Here is a 22,186-nt window from a genome sequence, read left to right as displayed (position 1 = left end):
GAAATTTGAGCCTTATAATACTTGTAAAATATCGTCCATCGGCAAGCGTGCTTTTGGTTTGCCGTGGTTGTAGTCTTCGCCATCTAGGTGGTAGCCCATAGAAAGCGCAACTTCACAAACGTGGCCATCAAGTTCGTCTTTAAATAGCTCACCAAGTAATTCTGGGTCGACGCCTTCCATTGTGGTTGAGTCGATGCCTAAGCGAGCAAGAACATGCAGTGTGTTACCTAGTGCAAGGTAAGTCTGTGCGCGTGTCCAGTTGCCATTGAAGCCGTTTTCATCTGTGTTCGCTTCAGCAAAGCCGTATGCGCCGTTTAACATGTTGTCGTACATGTCAGCAGGTAAGTGGCCTGAGGTCACTTCAGCATCGACTACTTTTTTGTACAAATCCTTGGTGTAGTTCGGATTGTAGGCAAACAAAATAGTGTGTGACGCTGCTTTTGCATGCGGCTGATTAAACTGGTGCTTATTCGCAAAGCTATCGTGTAGGCGTTGTTTTGCTTCATCGCTTTCAATCACAATAAATTTCCAAGGCTGTGAATTGATTGAAGATGCAGATAAACGAATCGCTTGGTAGATAACGTCAAGATCAGCAGCAGAGATACGTTTTGTTGCATCATAGGCTTTGGCTGTGTAGCGAGATTCTAAGTCAGCGATAATTGGATGAGTCATATTCGTACCCTACTAGTGTGAATGTGCTGGCAAGTTGCCGTGTCGATGTGGGGCATTCTAGAAGGGGAAGCTGAAAAGAAAAACCACCTAAGATTTAAAACATTATCAAAAATATTTTTATAATCCGTTGAGGGAAGTGGATGAACATCGAGAATCTTAACCGCTAAACCTGCCTATTCTTCTCTTCAGTATAGAAAAATAGGCGGGTCATTAAGGGAATGATTTTACTTAATAGCCGATGAGATTCAGCAACTTTTCTGCCGTCGTGATGGCTTCTTTCCGGTTAGTTATATTGAACTTTTGATATAAATTGCGGATGTGGGTTTTGATGGTTGTTCCGGCGACATCCAACTCTTGAGCGATTTGTTCGTTGCTAAAACCGGAGTAAATTAATCCAAGCACTTGCCACTCTCTTAAGGTGAGCGGGCTTGTTCGTACAAGTTGCGGTAACTCTGGGTGATTCACTAATTTTTTTACAAAATCCTCGTCAAAATGTACCGAGCGGCATCGCTGCGTAGTGGAGATGGCCTTGAGCAGTTCTTGCGCACGATGACGTTCTAAATCCCCCATTTCAGATTTGTGGTTGAGTTTATTCAGTAGAGGGCTAATCCGGCTTCCTTCAATGATGTAATTCCCTAATATCCCGGTCTGATTCGTCAGAATTAGGGCATCCTTAAGTTGCTGTTTGGCCAGTGCCTCTTGGCCACTTTCGAGCGCATACGTTGCGTATACGATCATATTGCGATTGGTGTCTGTGACGAGTTGGCAAATGTCGGCTTGTTGTTGAAGCATGATCAGAGTTTGTTGGGCGTCGTCGAGAAGACCAAGATGAATTTGTACCCGAGCGATGTTTCGCCATTGTAATTGGGTGAAGTGATTTCGGGCTTGCTCCGGACGAACGGCGCAATCTAACCACTGCTTTAACGCATTAGAATCTTCGCGTGCTTGCCAGTATAGAATTTGCGATAACGAAGCGTTCGCTGTCCAGTCAACATGGTAGGTTGCTTGCTTAAGCAGATGGTTAATCTGTTCAATAAACTTGGCCGCTTTGTCCAATTCACCACGTGCGACCGCGACGCGAGCCAGCATTGAATAACAGTGAAGATGCTCACTGTCAGCGTGATTATCGAGCACCTTTAAGCCTTGTTGCGTACAGTATTCGGCTTCTTCAAGTCGATACCAACTCCAGAGCAATTGGGCACGAATGCGTAATAAAAATTCATGCAGAGGAAGCTGCTGCAATTGCTGCTCTTCAATCAGTTGAAAAGCGGCCTCTTGAATGTCGTAAGCGGCTTGTCCATAACCTTGTGCGATCAAAATTTCGCTTTGTTGCAGCATGGCCCATAAAGCATGGTGATGAACTTGATATTGGCGAGCGAGTTTTTCGGTTTGCTGCATCATGGGTAAAGCTCGGCTGAGGTTGCCTAATACATGGTTCACCTCACCAATCACTGACGTCGCGACAATGCGGCTGTGGAACACCGAATTATCAATTTGGCTCAGTGCTAATTCGGCCAGCTCTAATGCTTGTTCAGGTTGGTTCTGATTAATGGCGATTTGTGCGCGTAATGCGTTGAATTCACCTTGATCTGTCGTACTTAATGTAACATTAAGCCGTGACATCTCGAGGTCTGCTTGATCGAGCAATCGGCCGACATCGTAGTAACGGTGCTGACTCTGCGCGAGCCAGGCTTGCAACATGCACAATTTTGGTTGTTGGTAGAGCTGTGTTTTGGGCAGGTTATCGATAGCACCGTCGAGGGCTTCAAATTCACCACGATTAAACATGTACCAGCCATATTGCAGCAATATGCGGGTAATCAATGCGTGGTTTTTCGATTTCTGGGCGTGCACTAAGGCTTGTAAAGGCTCTGATTGATTCAGCCATGCTTGCGCCGCCGCATCTTGCAATGGTTGCTCTTGTTCTGGAATGCGCGCTAAGCGCTCATGAGTGAGAAACTCAGCGAACAGGTTGTGGAAACGATACCAGTTGTGTTCACCGGCCAGCCGATGAATAAAAAGGCCGTAGCGATCAAGAGATTCTATTTGGCTAAGCGCGTCACTTCGCTGGGTGACTTCCGCAGCAACGGTGTCATTGAAGCGATCGAGCACCGAGCACTGTAAAACAAACTGCTGGATATTTTCATCGAGTCGGTCAAACACCTCTTCGACTAAGTAATCCCACATATGATTCGGGTTGAATTGGGCAATGGAAAGCGCCGATTGCTGCAGAGATTTGTTTTGATGCTGTGCCTGCAAAGCAATTAATTGCAGGGCAGATGGCCAGCCCTCGACGTATTGGCATAAATGTTCGCTGGTTTTAACATCCACCTCATCTTTTAAACGCTGTTTAAAAAATCGCGCAGTTTCTTCGTCATCAAAAGCAAGACGTTCACTGTCAATCTCAATCATTAAATCGCGCACACGTAAGTTAGCAATCCCCAGCGCAGGCGCTGCACGACTTGTGACGACTAAGGTTAAATTGTCAGGCATGTGTTTGATAAAAAAGCGCATCGCTTGGTGAATGTGGTCAGCATGAATGAGGTGGTAGTCATCCAATACCACATAGGCGTGGTCGGTAAACTCGGCCAGTTCTACAAACACGTCACTCAGTAATGGCTGTAACGATGAAAATTGAAGGGATGAAAATTGGCGCTTATCCGTAAGTTTGAGCGCGGCTGGACAACCATTGTCGGTGGCTTTATTTAACGCTTGCAACAAATAGTGGATAAAGCGAAAACCATCATTATCGTCTTCATCGATACTGTACCAACCCACATGCGTTTTATCGGCGAGCCATTGCGCTGCCATGGTCGTTTTTCCATAGCCCGCAGGCGAGCGAAAAAGCACCAATTTGCAGTAGAGCGCTTGTTGCAACAATTCCAATACTCTGGGGCGCAATATTGCGTTATGCAGTCGCCCTGGGCGCGTTAATTTAGAGGGAATCCACATTTCATTTATCCTCATCCTTTCTCTTGTTCCACCCGTTTCAATCCATGATGAATTGTTAATATCAATAACAACATCTCTATGGTACTCAAGTTTTATGTAGGCGTGAGCGGTGATGCGTTAGATCTTTGTGTGATTCACGTTTTGCGCGAGTCTACGCCCCGTAAGTGTGATCTAGATCGTCTAAATTCCACCGTTTGACGGTGAGTTTTTGCTGTGTTTGCACCAGAAATGTAATAAATGAATGAGACGGAGAATATATTTTGTGACCGAAGTTGCATAACGTGCAATTGGTTTCGGCGTACTTTTTCGACCACGAACCCGTGTGGCTCTGCGATAGCATGGAAAACACAATGGTGATCTCACCTGGAGCGCCCGTCAAATGGGCGTTTCAGCTTGATGTGTATTGAGTTGGCTTTTTTAACGGTGATTTTTTTGAGTCTACGCCCTCCCTCCTCCTCCTTCATCGTGGGTGGGGGAGGAGGATGTTCAGCATGTCTTCGACGGGCACGATATCAAGAGAGAAACAAGGAGAGAATTCGCTCATGAAACCGACACAACAGAATCAGTTTGATAAAACCGCTTTTCAAACCAGCGTAAAAAAACACCTTGGTGCCACCTATGCAACGACGATCGAAAAAGCGTCAAGTCGAGCATGGTATTTGGCGATGGGACGCGCGCTGGCGGAAATCACGACGTTCGATATGCTCGAAACGGAGCAAGATACGCGTATTCGAAATGCCAAAAGTGTTAACTATCTATCTTTAGAATTTTTGATTGGTCGATTAACGGGTAATAACCTCATTAGCATGGGCTTGTATGAGCAAATCAATGATGCCATGAATGAGCTAGGCCAAAGCCTAACGGATCTGTTAGAAGAAGAACGCGACCCTTCATTGGGTAATGGTGGCCTAGGCCGCCTTGCTGCTTGTTATATGGATTCATTGGCGGCGCAAGAATACCCAACAGTGGGTTATGGCTTGCATTACGAATATGGTCTGTTTAAGCAATCGTTTGAAAAAGGCCATCAAAAAGAGACGCCAGACGCTTGGTGTGGTGTAGAAGGCTACCCATGGGAAGTGGCTCGTCCAGAGCTTGCCCAGCAAATTGGGTTTTATGGTCATGTTGAAGTGTACCAAGACGAAGGCCGCGAGCGCCGTCGCTGGGTTCCAGGCATGTCAGTTAAAGCAATGCCTTGGGATTTACCGATTGTCGGTTACCAAAGTGAAACGGTGTATCCACTGCGTTTGTGGGAATGCCGCGCTATTGCACCGTTCTCATTAGAGAGCTTCAATAACGGCAACTACTTTGAAGCGCAGCACGCGCTGATCGATGCGGGTAACATCACCAAGGTTCTGTACCCGAATGATAACCACGAAAAAGGCAAGACGCTGCGTTTGATGCAGCAATACTTCCACAGTGCAGCATCGGTACGCGATATTTTACGTCGCCATGAAGAAGTGGGTCATTCGCTTGAATCACTGCCTGAATATGAAACGATTCAGCTTAACGATACACACCCAACCATCGCGATCCCAGAATTGATGCGAATTCTGATTGATGAAAAAGACTTGGAATGGGCAGAAGCATGGGCAATCTGTACTAAGACGTTCGCCTATACCAACCATACGTTATTGCCAGAAGCGTTGGAAACGTGGAGTGAATCCTTGATTCAACGATTGTTCCCGCGCCATATGGAAATTATCTACCAAATCAACCACCTGTTCTTACAAGAGGTGCGCGCGAAATGGCCAGGTGATGTCGCCAAGCAACAAAAACTCTCGATCATTCAAGAAGGCTTCCACCGCATGGTGCGTATGGCCAACTTATGTGTGGTTGGGGCTTATGCGGTTAATGGCGTGGCGGCACTGCACTCTCAACTCGTTAAGCGTGATTTGTTCCCTGAGTTCAACGAGCTTTATCCAGGTCGCTTGCAAAACGTGACGAACGGCATTACGCCTCGTCGTTGGTTGAAGTTCTGTAACCCAGGGCTAAGCCAATTGATCACCGATAAAATTGGTGATGAATGGCCAGCCAAATTGGATCAGCTTGAGGCGATTTCTCAATACGCCAATGATGCTGAGTTCCAACAGCAGTTTATGGCAGTGAAAAAAGCCAACAAACAGCGTCTTGCCGATTGGGTTAAAACCAATATGGATATTGAGTTAGACGCGAACGCCATTTTTGATGTGCAGATTAAACGTCTCCACGAATATAAGCGTCAGCATCTCAACATGCTGCACATTTTGTCTCTTTATCATCGTCTGATTACGGACCCTGATTTTGATATGGCACCCCGTGTGGTGATCTTTGCGGCGAAGGCGGCTCCGGGTTATCACCTGGCCAAGCAAATCATCTATGCGCTCAATATGATCGCAGAGAAGGTCAATAATGACCCGCGCGTTGGCAATAAGCTGAAAGTGGTGTTTATGCCCGATTATCGCGTGAGTTTGGCGGAGATCATCATCCCAGCAGCGGATGTTTCTGAGCAAATTTCAACGGCGGGTAAAGAAGCCTCGGGTACCGGCAACATGAAGATGGCGCTTAATGGAGCACTGACGATTGGTACGATGGATGGTGCGAACGTGGAAATTCGTGAAGAAGTTGGCGATGACAATATCTACATCTTTGGTTTGGATGTGGATGAAGTTGAGCAAACTCGCGTCGCGTATAACCCATACGATTACTACAACGCTGACCCGTTATTAAAAGCTTCTCTCGATCTTCTGCTGGGTGATGAGTTCACGCCGGGTGAACCGGGTAAGTTGCGTGCAACTTACGACAGCTTATTGGATGGCGGTGACCCGTATTTGGTGCTTGCTGATTTCGCTTCTTACGTGCAGGCGCATGAAGACATGGATAAGCAGTATCGTGACGTTTCAGGTTGGGCAAAGAAAGCCATTTTGAACACGGCATTAGTGGGTAAATTCAGCTCAGACCGCAGTATTCGCGATTACGTGAATAACATCTGGAAACTTGAAAGCGTTAAACGCTAACCCCCTCATCGCCTCTTTGTGTTGGTGTAGGGCAAGGAGGCGTCTTATTGAAAAATGGCATCGAGTTAGGTGATAGGTTTTGCTCGGTGTCGTTCGGAGAGTGTGATGATAGATTCAAACACATTAAAACACGTCGCGGAGATGGCGAAAGTCGCCGATCGTTATATCAGCGCATCAGGTGAAGACGCTTATGTCAGCGAAGACACGATATGTCACCTGCTAGGATCTCTGGGCTACGATACGTCTAGCGCAGCAAACTTGCTAAAATCGGCAGAAAAGAAACATAAGAAAGACGTACTGAAATCCGTCATGGTGAAGCGCGCAGACCAACCGATTGAAATTGAGCTGTATTTGGGCGTCAGTGCCCGTGATAGCGATTTTAGTTGGCGCCTAGAAACGGAAGCGGGCGACATTTTTGAAGGTTACCTGCAATCGCAAGTTGTGCGTGATGAACGCTCAACTGGTGGTCCTCTTGTTTTTGCACTGCCGAAAGATTTACCTTGGGGCTACCATCGTCTTTCTTTGATACGCAAACGCCGTAAAAGCCCGTATTTGTCGACCCTTATCATCACGCCGTCAGCGTGTTACCAGCAGCCACAAATGCAAAGTGGCAAAAAAATGTGGGGCCCGAGCGTTCAGCTTTATACCTTGCGTACGGGTCATAACTGGGGCATCGGTGACTTTGGTGATTTGAAGCAGTTGGTTGGCGAAGTGGCATCACGCGGTGGGGATTTTGTTGGCCTTAACCCGATTCATGCTTTGTTTCCGGCTAATCCAGAAGCCGCGAGCCCATACAGCCCGTCATCGCGCCGTTGGCTAAACGTGCTTTACATTGATGTCAGCTCTGTTCCTGAGTTCTCTTTATGCAGCGAAGCCCAGCAGCAAGTAGGCAGTGCCGATTTCCAGCAACGCTTGCAACAAGCGCGTGAGTCTCACTGGGTAAATTATCAAGAAGTCGCCAGCTTAAAATTGGCCATTTTGCCATTGTTATTCCAAGAGTTTAAAACTCGTCATTTGGAGACCAATAGTGAACGTGCACAAGCCTTTTTAGCGTTTGTGGAATCGGGTGCTGGCAGCTTGTTGCAACAAGCCGCATTTGATGCGTTGCACGCGGATTTTTACGCGAAAGACAACAGCGTTTGGGGCTGGCCTGTTTTCCCTGAACAGTATCAACACTTTAGTAACCGAGCCGTACAACAGTACATTCGTGAGCATCAAGAGCAGGTGCAGTACTATCTTTACCTGCAATGGATCGCGGAAGAGCAAGTCAAAGAAGTACAGGATCTTGCTGACGAGAAAGGCATGTCCGTTGGTTTATACCGTGACCTTGCCGTAGGCGTTGCGGACTCAGGGGTTGAGACTTGGGCAGACAATGGCTGTCTTGTTCAAGATGCCAGCATCGGCGCACCGCCTGATATTCTTGGGCCACTTGGGCAAAATTGGGGCTTACCGCCGCTCTCGCCGCAAAAGCTACAAGCCACGGGATACGATGCCTTTATTCAATTGCTCCGTGCCAACATGAAGCACTGTGGTGCTTTACGCATTGACCATGTGTTGGGTTTATTGCGCTTATGGTGGATTCCGAAAGGCGGGCAAGCGACGCAAGGGGCGTATGTTTATTACCCGGTTGAAGAGATGCTGGCGATTTTGGCTCTTGAATCGCATCGTCACCACTGCAGTGTTATTGGGGAAGATTTGGGCACGGTACCTGAAGAGATCGTTGAACTCTTGCGTGAAGCCGGCATTTATTCTTACAAAGTCTTCTTCTTTGAAACCTCGCGTCAAGACGGCGGCTATCTCTCTCCATCGCATTACGCATCACAATCGATGGCGACATTGTGTACGCATGATATGCCAACGTTGCGAGGCTTTTGGCATTGTGATGACTTGAAGATGGGGCATGAGTTGGGGCTTTACCCTGACGAGCAACAGCTGCAAACCTTGTTCAATGATCGTTTGAAGAGCAAGCAAGGCATTTTAGATTCTGTTGCTTGGCATGGGCGCTTGCCGGAAGGGGTAGGACAAGACGCCAATTTTGTGCCAATGGATGAGTCTTTGTCGGAAGCGTTGCAGTATCACGTAGCGGCGGGGTCTTCTGCCTTACTGAGTGTGCAATTAGAAGACTGGTTACACATGGATAATCCGGTCAATATTCCGGGCACCGTGGATGAGTATCCAAACTGGCGACGTAAGCTGTCTATGGATCTTGATAGACTGTTTTCGGAAGCGAATGTCAATCGTGTGGCGGCGAATCTGACTGAGGCGCGAGCAAAAGCCAGTCAGAGATAGAAAACTTTTGTCTGGGTCACTCCATTGTGGCCCAACTTTCGGTACTATAGGCACGCCCATATTAAATATGATACCGAATTCATTATAGAGATTTGCCCGCATCGATGGTCATGTCATCATTGAGCGGGCTTTTGCTTGTTGAGTGGCGCACAGTACGTTAGCGCCACAGCTAAGCCTAAAGTTAAGCTAGGGAGAGAATAACTTGAACACGAAAACCGTAGATAAAATAACACAGGCTTATCACCAGCTTTCACAGGCATCGTTTGCCGAACCGTTTTCCTTTTTAGGCCCTTATGTTAATCCGAAGCATGGCGCTTTGCGTGTTTGGATGCCCGGCGCGACCAGCGTTGCTTTGCTCGTAGACGGTGAGCCAAGAATCGTATTGGATCGTGAAGGCAACTCAGGGTTTGTGTTGACTCAATCACGCGATTTACGCTTTACGCATTATAAGCTTGCCGTAGATTGGAATGGTACGGAACAGGTCATTGACGACCCTTATCAATATCACGGCATTTATGCTGAATACGATGATTTACACACGCCAAAAGCCATGTATCACCATATGGGTGCCCAGTTTGTCACGTTAGAGCGTGATGGCGAGGTCATCAGTGGCACACGTTTTCTTGTGTATGCGCCGCATGCCAGTGCGTGTAGCGTCGTGGCAGATTTTAACCAATGGGATGGCCGCCGCACGCCAATGCAGCGTTTAGATTATGGTATCTGGGGTATTTTTATTCCTGAATTACCAGAAGGTACGCGCTATAAGTTTGAGCTGAAAGGGCCAAACGGTGAAGGGTTACCTCACAAAGCTGACCCATGGGGTTTCTTTGCTGAGCAGCATCCTTCGTTCTCTTCGGTCACTTATGATCATTCTCGTTACCAATGGCAAGATACGCAGTGGCAAAACCGTCCGGTGACAGAAAAGCGTAAGCAGGCCTTGTCATTTTATGAATTGCATCCGGGCTCATGGCGACGCGATAAAGACGGTGAGTTTTTAAATTATCGTCAATTAGCGGAAGAACTCGTGCCGTATTTGACGGATATGGGTTATACCCATGTTGAACTTATGCCAGTGTCTGAGCATCCGTTTTATGGTTCTTGGGGTTATCAACCGGTTGGGTTATTTGCACCAACCAGCCGTTTTGGCTCGCCAGATGACTTTAAGTATTTTGTCGATGCTTGTCATCAAGCGGGCTTAGGTGTGGTACTGGATTGGGTTCCTGCGCATTTCCCATCGGATGATCATGGCTTGGCGAATTTTGATGGTACGCCGCTGTACCACGATCCCGATCCTCGTCGCGGTTGGCACCAAGATTGGAATTCATTTATTTACGATATGGGACGTGAAAATGTCCGTCGTTTCCTCGTGTCTAATGCGTTGTACTGGTTTGAACAATTCCACATCGACGGTATTCGTGTCGATGCGGTTGCTTCCATGCTCTACCTTGATTACTCGCGCAGTCATGACCAGTGGATTCCGAATATTGATGGCGGCAATGAGAACTACGATGCCATTGCGACGCTGAAATGGATGAATGAAGAAGTGTATAAACACTTCCCGAATGCGATGACGATTGCCGAAGAATCGACCGCGTTCCCGGGGGTTTCTGCACCCACGTTCATGGGCGGTTTAGGCTTTGGGTTTAAGTGGAACATGGGATGGATGCATGACAGCTTGTCGTACATTCAAGAAGATCCGGTTCATCGTAAATACCACCACAACACGATTACGTTCCCGTTGATTTATGCGCACAGTGAAAACTATGTATTATCGCTATCTCATGATGAAGTGGTTTATGGTAAGCGTTCTATTCATAACAAAATGCCCGGTGATGAGTGGCAACAAACGGCGAACTTACGTGCCTACATGGGCTATATGTATGGTCAGCCGGGTAAAAAACTCAACTTTATGGGCGCGGAGTTTGGTCAAACGGGTGAGTGGAATCATGACGATCAATTGCAATGGTTCTTGCTGCAGTTTGAACGCCATCAAGGCGTACAAAATTTAACTCGCGACCTCAATGCGTTATACCGTGAACAATCAGCATTATTTGAACTGGATTGTGATCCAAAAGGTTTTGAGTGGCGACTCCAAGATGCCGCCGATGCCAGCATTTTGGCCCACGAGCGAATCAGTGAGAAAGGCGAACGAGTGCTGGTGGTGTCTAACTTCACACCTGTTCCGCATGAAGAATTCCGTCTTGGTGTGCCGCTAGCAGGGGATTATGAATTACTGCTCAATACGGACGCCAAAGGCTACGACGGCAGTGATTATGCCGTGCAGTCCATTTTGACGACGGAGAAAGTAGAAAGTGAAGGTCAAGCTCAGTCACTTCTGATCAGTGTTCCACCGCTATCGACGCTGTTTTATAAGCTCAGTTAAGCACGCGCCATACGCACGATTGAAAGACCCCGATTGTTTAGCCCCTCCTTGTGAGGGGCTTTTTCGTTTCTGACGGATCTCACAAGCTGTTGAATCTCACCTACACTGACTAATACCCCTCGTAGCTTTCCTTAAACGGCCCTGAGTGGCAGAGCGATGAACACGGCAGCTTGAAGTGACTTTGGTATATAAGCTTTTGATCTCTATTGCTGATTAACGTTTATCACCACAGGCTTATCCTGATTGATACAAAAGGAGAAATTGTATGATTACGGCGCTTTATGCAGCGTTATTAACGTTATTGATGATGTGGCTTGCCGTGCAAGTGATTAAACAGCGTAAACACCACCAGGTGGCGCATGGCGATGGTCAAATTGAAGCGCTAGAGGTTGCGCGCAGTGCGCATGGGAATGCGGTCGATTGCATTCCTATGACGGTGATTCTGTTGGCGCTATTGGAATTTAATGGGGCAAATGTTTTATTGATTCACGGTCTCGGCGTGGTTTTTTTAGTGGGCCGAGTGGTGCATGCACGAGCGATATTGAGTCAAGATTTTAAAGGCCGGGTGATGGGAATGAAGCTGACGTTTGCCACCATGTTTGCGTTGGTCATCCTCAATTTAGTTTATTTGCCATTCGATAAATTTTGGTAGTTCAAGATTGAATGAAAGCGCGGTCATAAAGTGAAAGACACAAGGAATAGAATGAGATTACGGTGGCCACCAGCGTGGTTTTTAGTCCTGCTTGGTTTAGTGCTCAACATCTTGGCCATCATGATGTCGAGTATTGTTTTGGAAAAGAGAGGTCAGGAGGTCGCCGGTCTATCAGAGCGTAAGCAAGACAATCTCTATTCGATTCAATTGGCGTGGAATCGTGTGGAAACATTAGAGCGCAAGCGGGAGTCGTTGCTGTTGTACCTCGCACAACCTCAGCCTGTTGCTGAAGTGAGTCACGCGATGAAGAGCCAACTTTACACATGGCTAGGCGAGCCATTACCGACTCTTGAGCCACATAACGTCATGCAGTTCATGGAGAGGATTGACGAGACACAACGTGATTATCGAGATCAAATTGATGAGTTTTATTTGGGTAATGTTGCGCTAACAGAAAAAATGCAGAGGCTTGAAGCGCGTATCGCTTGGTATCGTAATATCAGTTTATTTTTGCAGGTGTTTGGTTTGGCGTTGATACTGTCGCGCGATTTAGCGCGCTCAAAGGCATGAAACAAGAAACCGCCGCGAATGCGACGGTTTCTATTCTTTTAACGGAGTCTATTTTCTTAACGGTGCCGCTTCTAACGGAATAACCACTTGCTCAGTGGCGTGCGTTCCAAGCCTTTCACCAGCAACAACGTTAATATGACCGCGCCAGAGAAAACGGCAGCGTCTTTAGTGGCGCCAGTGAGGCCTAAAAAGCCACTGACGTTCATCATAACGATGATCATTGGCAAATGAGCGACGTAAATCGGTAAGACGAGTTTCGATAAGTTCAGCACCCATGGTGTGTTGCCAAGGTTTGGTTTGGCCAGCAAAAATAAGAACAAGCCCATCCCCCAAAGTGCAGTGCCCAATAAGAAGTCATTGGCATTGAAGGCTTGTTTGTATTGGGTTAAGAAATACGCCTCTGAAAAGTGAATCACCATACCGAGCAAAGCCATGACTAGAGCTTGGGTTGCGGTTACACGAATCTCTTTTTGACGAATCACAAAGCCCAATGCAAACATCAGTGTGCTGAAGAATGGACCATTACGGGTGAAAAATGGTGTCCATAACTCGGTGATATTTTGGTAACTGCCCGCCAATACACCGTAAATGTACATCACGAGAGCGACGGGGATGAGCCAATTTAATTTATCGGCCTTGACAAAAAGAGCGGTGATCAAGGCAGCTAGCATGAGTGCAGGGATAAACCATAAATGCACTAGGCCGCCTTCAAGTAATGAGTTTAATGGCGATTGAGCGAGAAATCCCCAGTAACCTTCACGTTCGGCAAGGTAGCCTTCGGTCATGACTTTGTGAAGGTTGAACGGCATCAGCAAGCAAATCACACTCCACACGACAAAAACGCGCAGCAATGGCGCACAGTAACGCTTCACTGTCTCGATAGGTGCAGTGATTAATTTAGGCTGGATAAGGTAGCCTGAAATTAAGAAAAAGAGTGGAACCGCAAAGCGTGTCGATTGATTAAAGATGAAACCAACCCAAGGTGTGTCTTGATAAAGGAAGTACGTTAAGAACATTTGGCAATGCATCGCGACAACGACAAAAATTGCGATGAGGCGGCCAAGTTCAATACTGGATATTTTTTCTGATGCCATTACAAATTATCTACTTGATGGAAAACGCGCTAACGCTATCAGGAAACCTTTAATGTGCAATGGATACCCATCAACATTCGCTTTGTTTTACGACGAATAATCTTAAATTCGGGATGCAAATCAAGTTTACGTCATCGGTCAAAATGAATCTTATACTTGCAAATAAGAACGGTCGTGCTAAAAATAGAGAGAGTGTAATAAAAGAGCTGAGTCATGAGTAAAGGTCGAATAACCCGTGAAGCGATATTAACGACTGCGTTTGAATTGGCCAGTAAGAACGGGTTGGAAAGTTTGACGATCGGTGAGTTGGCTAAACAGTGCTCAATGTCAAAAAGTGGCCTGTTTGCTCATTTCAACTCAAAAGAGAATCTTCAAATTGGTGTTATTGAACACGCCAATGATGTCTTTGTTCAGCGCGTTATCGTACCTGCTCGCCATATTGGCGATGATGATATTGAACGTAAGTTGAGTTCATTGCTTGATAACTGGCTGGGTTGGAACCATTCTTTTCAGGGCAGCTGTATGTTTTTAGATGCTTGGAAAGAAGCGTCGAGCAGTGACACGCCATTACAAAAAAGGCTCAAGAAGACCATTCGGCATTGGATTGATTATTTAGAAATTCAGGTGGCGAAAGGTGTCGAGAAGGGCGAATTTAAGCCTCACCTTGTGCCGAGGCAGGCTACGTTTGAGCTATATGGCCTCTATTTGAGTGCGCATTTGTTTTACACCATTCATGGTGAAGAGGTAAGCCAGCATCACTTTTGGCAAGGTGTTGAGCGCTTAATGAGTGATTGGAAACCATCTTCGATAACCAATAACAAACAATGAGAACGGATAGGCAAATGGTGACAGCCGTTTGCCTTTATTATCCGCATAAAAAGCACGGTCGTTCGTTTTATGCGGTGCCCCAAAGGATAGGTACTATGAGCGAAAAAATTTACTTCAACACGTCGAACAAGTTCAGCTTAAAACGCAGCTTGGTCAACGTTTCTACTCGGCTGCATCACCGCCTTGCGCCGACTCATGCGCGCAATACCGCACGTAAGTTGTTGCTCACGCCTGTGCGTAATCAGCCTAAAAATCACCAGCCAGAAGGCGTGGTGAAAAGTACCATTGCCTCTAAAGAAGGGACGCTCACGGCCTATTCATTAGGGCAAGGGCCGGTGTGGGTGCTAACGCATGGCTGGTCAGGAACCGCCAGTCAATATTTCCCATTGATGGAGCATATTGCGCGCCAAGGCTATACCGCTCTTGCGTATGATCACCCAGCTCATGGCGAAAGTGATGGGTTGTATGGCCACATACCTGCCTTTGTTAATGGGCTCGATGCTGTGCTTGATAGTGTGGATGAAGTGGCAGGATTGGTCGGTCATAGCATGGGGACAGCGTCGGCCATTGAGTGTCGTCATAGTAAGTTAGTCGATAAACCGCTTTTATTGATTGCTCCGGTGTTGGATTATCTTGAAAACTTGTTTAGCAGCGTGGCCCGCTCAGGTTACTCAATGCGCCTATTTCATGCGGTGGTTGAGGAACTGCAAGAGCAATATCACTACCCGCTGCAATCGATAGACCCGTATCAAAAGTTATCGCAGCGCAGTAAGAAAACCATCATTGTTCATGATGAAAATGACAAATTCACGAAGTTCTCCGTGTCACAGCGTGCGGCAAATGAGATGGAAAATGTAGAATTAGTCGCAACACAAGGACAAGGGCATGGGCGTGTAATGATGTGCCAGCAAGTGATGGATAGCTTCGATAGGTTGATAGCTAAATCAAATGATTAACATTGTTAACCACATTTATGATGTGGTTAATAAATTCGCAAAGAAAAATATTTCCGGAGAGGGTTATGTGGGATCATTCTTGATGCTCATCTGCCCCTCATAAGGAAAATAATAATGAATAAAAATGATAGTGTTCCGCTACCCAGCAATACCCGAGAATGGCTCATAAACCGGAATAGTTTAATCATCTTGGCTGATATTGCCCTATTCGCGACGCTCTATTTCACCCTACCGTTTGATCCTCAAGTCGTCCTTGGCCTGAGTATGTTGATTTTTGTTGCCATTTTGTGGCTAACCGAAGCACTTCACGTGACTGTCACCGCCATACTGGTGCCGGTTATGGCGGTCCTTTTTGGTGTGTTTGATACCCAAACCGCGCTCAACAATTTTGCTAATTCGATCATTTTCCTATTTTTAGGCGGTTTTGCTTTGGCGGCGGCAATGCATCGTCAAGGGCTCGATAAGGTTATCGCAGATAAAGTGCTCATTGTGGCAAAAGGCAAAATGAGCGTTGCGGTGTTCATGCTATTTGGTGTGACCGCTTTGCTGTCGATGTGGATCAGTAATACCGCGACAACGGCGATGATGTTGCCATTGGTACTAGGGGTTCTTAGTAAAGTGAATGAAGAGAGCGGCCATCAGACTTACGTTTTTGTGCTGCTTGGTATTGCTTATAGTGCCAGTATCGGGGGTATTGCAACGATTGTTGGTAGCCCACCTAATGCCATTGCGGCGGCAGAAGTGGGACTCACCTTTACCGATTGGATGGCCTTTGGTTTGCCTACTGCAGCGATCTTATTACCGGTTGCGATAGCGGTGCTCTATAGCGTATTAAAACCCGATTTGAATGGTGAATTTGATTTAAACCACGAGCCAGTGAATTGGGATAAAGGCAAAGTGGTCACACTCGCCATCTTCTCTGCCACGGTCTTTTTCTGGATATTCAGTAAGCCGATTAACGGAATGCTGGGTGGTTATGCAAAATTCGATACCATCGTCGCCCTTGGTGCGATTGTTGCGGTTAACTTTGCGCGAGTGGTGCACTGGAAAGATATAGAAAAAACGGCGGATTGGGGTGTCTTGCTGCTGTTCGGTGGGGGGATTTGTCTAAGTAATGTATTGAAAGCGACGGGGGCCAGTGTCTTTTTAGCCAATGCACTTAGTGAAATGATTTCTCATCTTGGCCTATTCATTATTGTGATTGTGATTGCGACCTTCGTGGTGTTCCTTACGGAATTTGCCAGTAATACCGCCAGTGCCGCGTTACTTATCCCTGTTTTTGCCAGCGTAGCGGAAGCATTTGGCTTGTCGCCGATCATTCTTTCAGTCTTGATTGCGGTGTCTGCGTCTTGTGCCTTTATGCTGCCAGTGGCGACGCCGCCGAATGCGATAGTGTTTGGCTCTGGTCACATCAAGCAACATGAAATGATGAGGGTGGGCATTATTCTAAATATTATTTGTATTAGCGTGCTAACCATTATTGCGATGTTGTTCTGGTCGTAATACCGAAACCTCATCTTGAAAAAAAACGCCAAGCGAGCTTGGCGTTTTTTTATGAGCGGTAAATCATGGCTCTTTCCCCCGATAACCGGGTAAAAAAAAGTCAGTGCGAACACTGACTTTTTCAAAAGAACACGATGGTTATTCAAAACCGAAAAAGGAGAGTGTTAGTCTGCTGATTTTCGGTTTGATGCCCAAGCGTACATCAATTCAAGGGCAACGGTAGCCCCTGCGAGTGCGGTCATGTCACTGTGATCGTAAGCCGGTGATACTTCAACGACATCCATACCCACAATATTCATACCAGCGAAACCACGTAGAATTTTCAACACTTTATCTGAGCTTAAGCCGCCGCATACGGGTGTACCCGTACCTGGTGCATAAGCGGGATCAAGACAGTCAATATCAAACGTAACATAGACCGGTTTGTCACCCACGATAGTGCGGACTTTCTCAACGATGTCCGTTGCCGTCATATCGTTGGCTTGCATCGCATTGATCACATTAAAGCCGTGGTCTTTTTGCTCGTACTCAGTACGAATACCAATTTGCACAGAGTGCTTTGGTGAAATAAGACCTTCGTTCGGCGCATGGTAGAACATGGTGCCGTGATCATACGCACTGCCGTTAGCATACGTATCGGTGTGAGCATCAAAGTGAATTAATGCCATTTCACCATGGTGTTTGGCATACGCACGCAAGATCGGAAGTGTGATGAAGTGATCACCGCCCAATGCCAGCATCGTCTTGCCATTTTTTAAGATTTCGCTGGTCGCTTTTTCTAGGCGGTAAGTAAAATCTTCTGCGTCACCGCAATCAAAAACAAGATCGCCAGCATCAATGACTTTTGCACGGTCAAAGACGTTGAAATCCCATGGGAATTTCTTACCTTCCCATGCTAGGTTTACAGACGCTCTACGAATTGCATCAGGGCCCATACGCGCACCTGGTCGACCCGATGTTGCCATGTCCAAAGGAACACCCAGCACAACCAAATCAGCATCGCTGCCAATAGGATTACGCAGGTAAGGACGGCGCATAAAACTCATCGAATTCGAGTAGAGTGAATAATCAGTTTTAGTAAACAAATCATTCATTTAAAAATCCTCTAAATAGGTGTAACCACATAGGCCTTGTTCAAGCTCTTGCAGCACCTGTTGTTGTTCTTGTTGGTCAACCCGTTTGTTGACGAGCTCGCGATAATGCTCGCGAATGTCGTCTACGTCAATGTGAACGTAACGCAACATGTCTTCAACGGTGTCACCTTCATCAATTCGTTCAATGATCGCTTCGCCTTGATCATTGACGGTAACAACGGCGCTGTGGGTGTCGCCAAACAGGTTGTGCATGTCACCCAAGATCTCTTGGTATGCCCCGACAAGGAAGAAACCCATCAAGTAAGGCTTGTCTGTGCTCCATGCAGGAACCGGGAGCGTGGTTTCAATGCCTTGGCCTTCAACGTACTGCTCGATCGCACCATCGGAGTCGCAAGTGATGTCGAGCATGACTGCGCGGCGATCTTCTAATTCATCCAAACCTGAAAGTGGCAGCACAGGGAATACCTGATCAATACCCCAAGCATCAGGTAACGACTGGAATAGAGAAAAGTTAACAAAGAACTTGTCGGCTAAACGTTCGTGAAGCTCGTCTAAAATTGGACGATGGAAACGGTTCTTGGTACTTAAAGCACGCGTTAATTCAAAATAGATGCGCAGTGAAACTTGTTCTGCCCAAGCGCGTTGCGGGAGATTGAGTAATCCCATCGCAAACTGTGAGTGCACTTCGGACAAGTCGCTTTGCGTATCGTTATAAATCTCGATTAATGCACGCGCGTCGCTGCCTTCTTGAAGCGCCTGCAAATTGCGCCACATATTTTGCAATAGTGTCGGTGCGTCGTCTTCTAGCGGCGTAATTTGCTCAGGCTGATACGTTTCTGTACCAATCACGTTGGTGATCAACACCGCGTGATGCGCAGTCAGTGAGCGACCGGATTCTGATATGATCACGGGCATCGGCTGATGATATTCTTGACACACATCACCCACGGTTGACACGATGTTTCGAGCGTATTCAATCAAACCGTAGTTCATTGAACTGGAAGATTGGCTGCGTGTACCATCGTAATCAACGGCTAGGCCACCACCGATATCAAAGAAATCGATTTTCGCGCCCATTTCACGTAGTTCGCAATAGAAGCGCGCAGATTCATTAACGCCATTACGAATATCGCGGATGTTTGCCATTTGCGAACCAAGGTGGAAGTGCACCAATTGCATCGCATCAAGCTGGTCTTCTTTCTTTAGGCGATCGATAACCGTTAGGACTTGAGAGGCTGACAGGCCGAATTTCGATTTCTCACCGCCACTGGCTTGCCATTTGCCTGCACCTTGAGAGGCAAGGCGAATACGAATACCAAGACGAGGCTTCACACCCAAGCTTTTTGCTTCAGTTAAAACCAGATCAAGCTCAGACAGCTTTTCAAGAACGATAAAGACTTTATGGCCAAGCTTTTCACCAATCAGTGCAAGACGAATGTACTCACGGTCTTTATAGCCGTTACACACGATCACTGAACTGGCTTTTTGAGCCAAACCTAAAACAGCAAGAAGTTCTGGCTTACTGCCAGCCTCAAGGCCGAGTTGTTTGGTTTCTAAGCTTGCTTGGCTTGCCAGAATTTCATCCACAACTTCTTTTTGTTGGTTTACTTTAATTGGGTAAACCAAAAGGTAGTTGTTTGGATATTGATACTCGTCAATTGCTTGGTTGAATGCTTGGCAAATACCGTGCACACGTTCGTGCAAGATTTGCGGAAAGCGAACAAGAACAGGCAAGTTTAGTTGCTTCTGTTCTAGTTGAGACACAATCGAACTTAATGGGATTTGGTGCGCTTTGTCGGTAGTAGGAGATACGTACACTTCACCTTGGTTATCAATGCCATAAAAACCTTGGCTCCAGTAGTGAACGTTATAATCCGCGCGCACGCGGTCTAATTTGGATGTTTTTTCCACATCTATTCTCACGAAAATAGAGAGAAGAACATGAATCAGATTACGCTGATATCACACCTGACACGGAATTATAGGGCTCACGTGTCGCGCGCATTAACGGATAAATGCGAAAGAGAGTAAAACAAATAAATATTGTCGAATCGACAAGTAAGTATAGCATCAAAAGCAGGCGGATAAACGGGGCGTTTTTTGTGATTTGGGTTAAAAAAAACGCCTCAAATTTGAGGCGTTTTAAGCGAATTAATCTTCTTCGACTAGGCTGCTGTCTTCAGAAAAATCTTCCGACGCATCGGTCTTATTGCGGCCATTGAGGGTATGAAAGCGCTTACGACCTCGAGCAAGTTGAATGTATTTTAGCCAAATACGCTCGAGTTTGGTTTTTGCCTTCCCTGGATTCTCAATTACCTTAACGAAGTGTTTCTCTTCTGCGTTCTGTGGAGACAGTTCGCCGGTTTCCAAACCAAACATAGTGTCACCATAAAGCGTTAGGATTTCCTCTTCTGCAAGAGTAAAATCACCCGACTTGGCAAAACCACGTGGAAACTTCGTGTTATCGTAAAAACGTTTTTTGCCATGACGAAATTCAGTGTCAGACATTTCGATTAACCTCAAATGGTATGTAATGGACTAAGACCAATGCAAGCGGGCATTTTTTACGTTTTTCGCCCTAATCAGCATTGGTACATGGCGAAAATTATGCGTAAAATCGTCAAAAGAAAAACAAAATTTTTTTGTGATTTCCATTAATTTATATTGTTAAATCTATGTAACATTTTCCAGCTTCTTGCTTTTTTGATTTGGGAATTCCCTGCTAATCTTGCAGCGCTATTTTCTGAGGTATAACAATGGACGTAAAAGTCTTTAAAACATTTTTAGAGTTGGCGAAGGTTCGCCATTTTGGACGCGCTGCTGAAAATTTGTACATAACACAAGCTGCCGTAAGTGCACGCATTAAACAGTTAGAAGGGTATTTTGACACTCAACTTTTTATCCGTGATCGCAATAACATTAAATTGACCTCAGCTGGAGAGCGATTGGTCAGTTATGCCGAAGTGATGGTGACGACGTTGCAGCAAGCAAAGTTAGAACTATCGCTAGAAAGCGGGAAAAAATTGCAGTTAACGATGGGCGGGACGCCAAATGTCTGGGATGCGTATCTACAAAATTGCTTAAGTGCGACGACAGAAGCGTTTGAAGGCTACGGCTTTATGGCCGAGGTCATGGGGCGTGAATCTTTGGTTCGTAGTTTACAAGAACGCACGCTTGATATGGCATTTGCCTTTGATCAAATCAAAGCGGATGAATTGAACTGCAAGAAAGTTGCCGATGTTGTTCTTCTCTTAGTGTCTACCGACGCGCATTCAACAAGCTCCGTTTTTGACGACAAATATGTCTATGTCGATTGGGGGACTAAGTTTGCCTCTGAACATGCAGAGCGCCATGCGAAAATTCCAGCCCCTTATCTGCGTACATCAACCGCCCGAATCGCCCTCGATTTTATCTTAGAAAAAGGCGGCAGCGCTTATCTTCCGGCTTCTTTGGTTGAGTCGTTCTTAGCGAACGGACAATTGAAAAAAGTGGACGGCGTTGAAGAGTGGTGTCGTCCGATTTATTTGAGCTATCGCAAGGCGAGCACATCGGTTGAAGCCATTAAGCAGGTTGAAGAGTTGGTGAAAAACATTGACCCGATTACCGCTTATAGTTTGCAAAACGCAGCCGAGATGTAAGTGCCGAACTAAAATAAAACTCGTCGATTGACGAGTTTTATTTTATCGGTGGTCAGTTATTGATTATTGATTATTGATTATTGCACGTGCCTTTAATGGCCATTTGCGTCTTCGCAACTTCTACTCGGCCCGTTTCTTCATCGACGACTTCAACATGCGCTCCGCCGACAAATAACCCAATCTTAATGTATTGCTCGATAAAATAGAGACGCCCTGTCTCGGTCAAGAGAGTGATATTGTTGGCCGAGAATTCAGATTCTGTCCCAATAATATGTTCTTTGCCCCCTTCAACTTCTTCATAAAAGAAGACTCCGGGTGCGGTTTCACCCACACACTCGCCATTCAGATAGACATCCTTTTTAAGCGCTTGGCCTGCAAAAGCATCAGGGCGGTAGATATAAATACCCGCCATACTGTCACTCGGCGCAGAAAATTCAAGCACCTTCTCCGTTTGACTTGTATCCGCTGTTGGAACCGATGCACAGCCAGAAAGGCCAAGTAATATGGTGAGAGCTAAAGCTGCCTTTTTCATAAGAAATCCCTTTAATACTATGATTTGCAA

The 22,186-nt window shown here is 46.3% G+C and carries 16 protein-coding genes; 9 read left to right on the top strand and 7 right to left on the bottom strand.

Features of this window, described 5'->3' with window-relative positions; all coding sequences use genetic code 11:
* Positions 1-12 precede the first annotated feature (12 nt).
* Entirely contained in the window at positions 13-672 is a 660-nt protein-coding gene (locus OJ16_RS16090) for an NAD(P)H-dependent oxidoreductase (RefSeq protein WP_040992262.1), read from the bottom strand.
* A 228-nt stretch (positions 673-900) separates the two neighbouring features.
* Positions 901-3,624 carry an HTH-type transcriptional regulator MalT gene (gene malT, locus OJ16_RS16085; RefSeq protein WP_040992261.1) on the bottom strand — a complete coding sequence of 908 codons (2,724 nt, stop codon included), beginning with the start codon at positions 3,622-3,624 and terminating at the stop codon, positions 901-903.
* Between the two features lie 542 nt (positions 3,625-4,166).
* On the opposite strand from malT, the gene OJ16_RS16080 reads away from it, so the two are divergent.
* The 5 genes from OJ16_RS16080 to OJ16_RS16060 all read left to right on the top strand — a co-directional run bounded on the left by OJ16_RS16080 (position 4,167) and on the right by OJ16_RS16060 (position 12,511).
* Positions 4,167-6,617 carry a glycogen/starch/alpha-glucan phosphorylase gene (locus OJ16_RS16080; protein ID WP_040992260.1) on the top strand — a complete coding sequence of 817 codons (2,451 nt, stop codon included), beginning with the start codon at positions 4,167-4,169 and terminating at the stop codon, positions 6,615-6,617.
* A gap of 105 nt (positions 6,618-6,722) precedes the next feature.
* A complete protein-coding gene (gene malQ / locus OJ16_RS16075; protein WP_040992259.1) occupies positions 6,723-8,906 on the top strand; it encodes a 4-alpha-glucanotransferase in 2,184 nt (727 codons plus the stop codon).
* 202 nt (positions 8,907-9,108) lie between these two features.
* Positions 9,109-11,289, top strand: a complete 2,181-nt coding sequence (gene glgB, locus OJ16_RS16070; protein WP_040992258.1) for a 1,4-alpha-glucan branching protein GlgB — start codon at positions 9,109-9,111, stop codon at positions 11,287-11,289.
* A gap of 265 nt (positions 11,290-11,554) precedes the next feature.
* Complete coding sequence (locus OJ16_RS16065) at positions 11,555-11,941, top strand: MAPEG family protein (RefSeq protein WP_040992257.1); 387 nt, start codon at positions 11,555-11,557, stop codon at positions 11,939-11,941.
* A 51-nt stretch (positions 11,942-11,992) separates the two neighbouring features.
* Positions 11,993-12,511 carry a hypothetical protein gene (locus OJ16_RS16060; protein WP_040992256.1) on the top strand — a complete coding sequence of 173 codons (519 nt, stop codon included), beginning with the start codon at positions 11,993-11,995 and terminating at the stop codon, positions 12,509-12,511.
* A gap of 71 nt (positions 12,512-12,582) precedes the next feature.
* Here OJ16_RS16060 and OJ16_RS16055 read toward each other — a convergent pair whose 3' ends face one another.
* Positions 12,583-13,605 carry an acyltransferase gene (locus OJ16_RS16055; RefSeq protein WP_040992255.1) on the bottom strand — a complete coding sequence of 341 codons (1,023 nt, stop codon included), beginning with the start codon at positions 13,603-13,605 and terminating at the stop codon, positions 12,583-12,585.
* Positions 13,606-13,818: 213 nt separating this feature from the next.
* Between OJ16_RS16055 and OJ16_RS16050 the strand changes: the two genes are divergently transcribed.
* From OJ16_RS16050 to OJ16_RS16040, 3 genes are all read left to right on the top strand, one after another.
* Complete coding sequence (locus tag OJ16_RS16050) at positions 13,819-14,433, top strand: TetR/AcrR family transcriptional regulator (protein WP_040992254.1); 615 nt, start codon at positions 13,819-13,821, stop codon at positions 14,431-14,433.
* A gap of 95 nt (positions 14,434-14,528) precedes the next feature.
* Positions 14,529-15,389, top strand: coding sequence for an alpha/beta fold hydrolase (locus OJ16_RS16045; RefSeq protein ID WP_040992253.1), 861 nt, complete (start codon positions 14,529-14,531; stop codon positions 15,387-15,389).
* Between the two features lie 114 nt (positions 15,390-15,503).
* Positions 15,504-16,892: an SLC13 family permease gene (locus tag OJ16_RS16040; protein ID WP_040992252.1), complete on the top strand. Its 1,389-nt coding sequence runs from the start codon at positions 15,504-15,506 to the stop codon at positions 16,890-16,892.
* A gap of 164 nt (positions 16,893-17,056) precedes the next feature.
* On the opposite strand, the gene speB is transcribed toward OJ16_RS16040, so the two are convergent.
* The 3 genes from speB to OJ16_RS16025 all read right to left on the bottom strand — a co-directional run bounded on the left by speB (position 17,057) and on the right by OJ16_RS16025 (position 20,494).
* Positions 17,057-17,986 (bottom strand): agmatinase, encoded by a 930-nt coding sequence (gene speB / locus OJ16_RS16035; protein ID WP_040992251.1) that lies wholly within the window; start codon positions 17,984-17,986, stop codon positions 17,057-17,059.
* Complete coding sequence (gene speA, locus OJ16_RS16030; RefSeq protein WP_040992250.1) at positions 17,987-19,897, bottom strand: arginine decarboxylase; 1,911 nt, start codon at positions 19,895-19,897, stop codon at positions 17,987-17,989.
* Positions 19,898-20,137: 240 nt separating this feature from the next.
* Positions 20,138-20,494, bottom strand: a complete 357-nt coding sequence (locus OJ16_RS16025) for a DUF413 domain-containing protein (RefSeq protein WP_040992249.1) — start codon at positions 20,492-20,494, stop codon at positions 20,138-20,140.
* Between the two features lie 248 nt (positions 20,495-20,742).
* Here OJ16_RS16025 and OJ16_RS16020 point away from each other — a divergent pair, with 248 nt between their 5' ends.
* Entirely contained in the window at positions 20,743-21,624 is an 882-nt protein-coding gene (locus tag OJ16_RS16020; protein WP_040992248.1) for a LysR family transcriptional regulator, read from the top strand.
* A 70-nt stretch (positions 21,625-21,694) separates the two neighbouring features.
* On the opposite strand, the gene OJ16_RS16015 is transcribed toward OJ16_RS16020, so the two are convergent.
* Positions 21,695-22,156, bottom strand: a complete 462-nt coding sequence (locus tag OJ16_RS16015) for a DUF2846 domain-containing protein (RefSeq protein WP_040992247.1) — start codon at positions 22,154-22,156, stop codon at positions 21,695-21,697.
* Positions 22,157-22,186 lie beyond the last annotated feature (30 nt).

The sequence above is a fragment of the Vibrio renipiscarius genome, assembly GCF_000827885.1.
GTDB lineage: Bacteria > Pseudomonadota > Gammaproteobacteria > Enterobacterales > Vibrionaceae > Vibrio > Vibrio renipiscarius.
The sequence above is the reverse complement of the archived record's forward strand: the minus strand, read 5'-3'. Positions and strand labels throughout refer to the sequence as shown.

Coding starts and splice junctions, on each gene's coding strand:
- malQ (WP_040992259.1), top strand. CDS start 6,723: ATGATAGATTCAAACACATTAAAACACGTCGCGGAGATGGCGAAAGTC.
- OJ16_RS16050 (WP_040992254.1), top strand. CDS start 13,819: ATGAGTAAAGGTCGAATAACCCGTGAAGCGATATTAACGACTGCGTTT.
- OJ16_RS16055 (WP_040992255.1), bottom strand. CDS start 13,605: ATGGCATCAGAAAAAATATCCAGTATTGAACTTGGCCGCCTCATCGCA.
- OJ16_RS16020 (WP_040992248.1), top strand. CDS start 20,743: ATGGACGTAAAAGTCTTTAAAACATTTTTAGAGTTGGCGAAGGTTCGC.
- OJ16_RS16045 (WP_040992253.1), top strand. CDS start 14,529: ATGAGCGAAAAAATTTACTTCAACACGTCGAACAAGTTCAGCTTAAAA.
- malT (WP_040992261.1), bottom strand. CDS start 3,624: ATGTGGATTCCCTCTAAATTAACGCGCCCAGGGCGACTGCATAACGCA.
- OJ16_RS16080 (WP_040992260.1), top strand. CDS start 4,167: ATGAAACCGACACAACAGAATCAGTTTGATAAAACCGCTTTTCAAACC.
- OJ16_RS16060 (WP_040992256.1), top strand. CDS start 11,993: ATGAGATTACGGTGGCCACCAGCGTGGTTTTTAGTCCTGCTTGGTTTA.
- speB (WP_040992251.1), bottom strand. CDS start 17,986: ATGAATGATTTGTTTACTAAAACTGATTATTCACTCTACTCGAATTCG.
- OJ16_RS16090 (WP_040992262.1), bottom strand. CDS start 672: ATGACTCATCCAATTATCGCTGACTTAGAATCTCGCTACACAGCCAAA.
- OJ16_RS16015 (WP_040992247.1), bottom strand. CDS start 22,156: ATGAAAAAGGCAGCTTTAGCTCTCACCATATTACTTGGCCTTTCTGGC.
- OJ16_RS16040 (WP_040992252.1), top strand. CDS start 15,504: ATGAATAAAAATGATAGTGTTCCGCTACCCAGCAATACCCGAGAATGG.
- OJ16_RS16065 (WP_040992257.1), top strand. CDS start 11,555: ATGATTACGGCGCTTTATGCAGCGTTATTAACGTTATTGATGATGTGG.
- OJ16_RS16025 (WP_040992249.1), bottom strand. CDS start 20,494: ATGTCTGACACTGAATTTCGTCATGGCAAAAAACGTTTTTACGATAAC.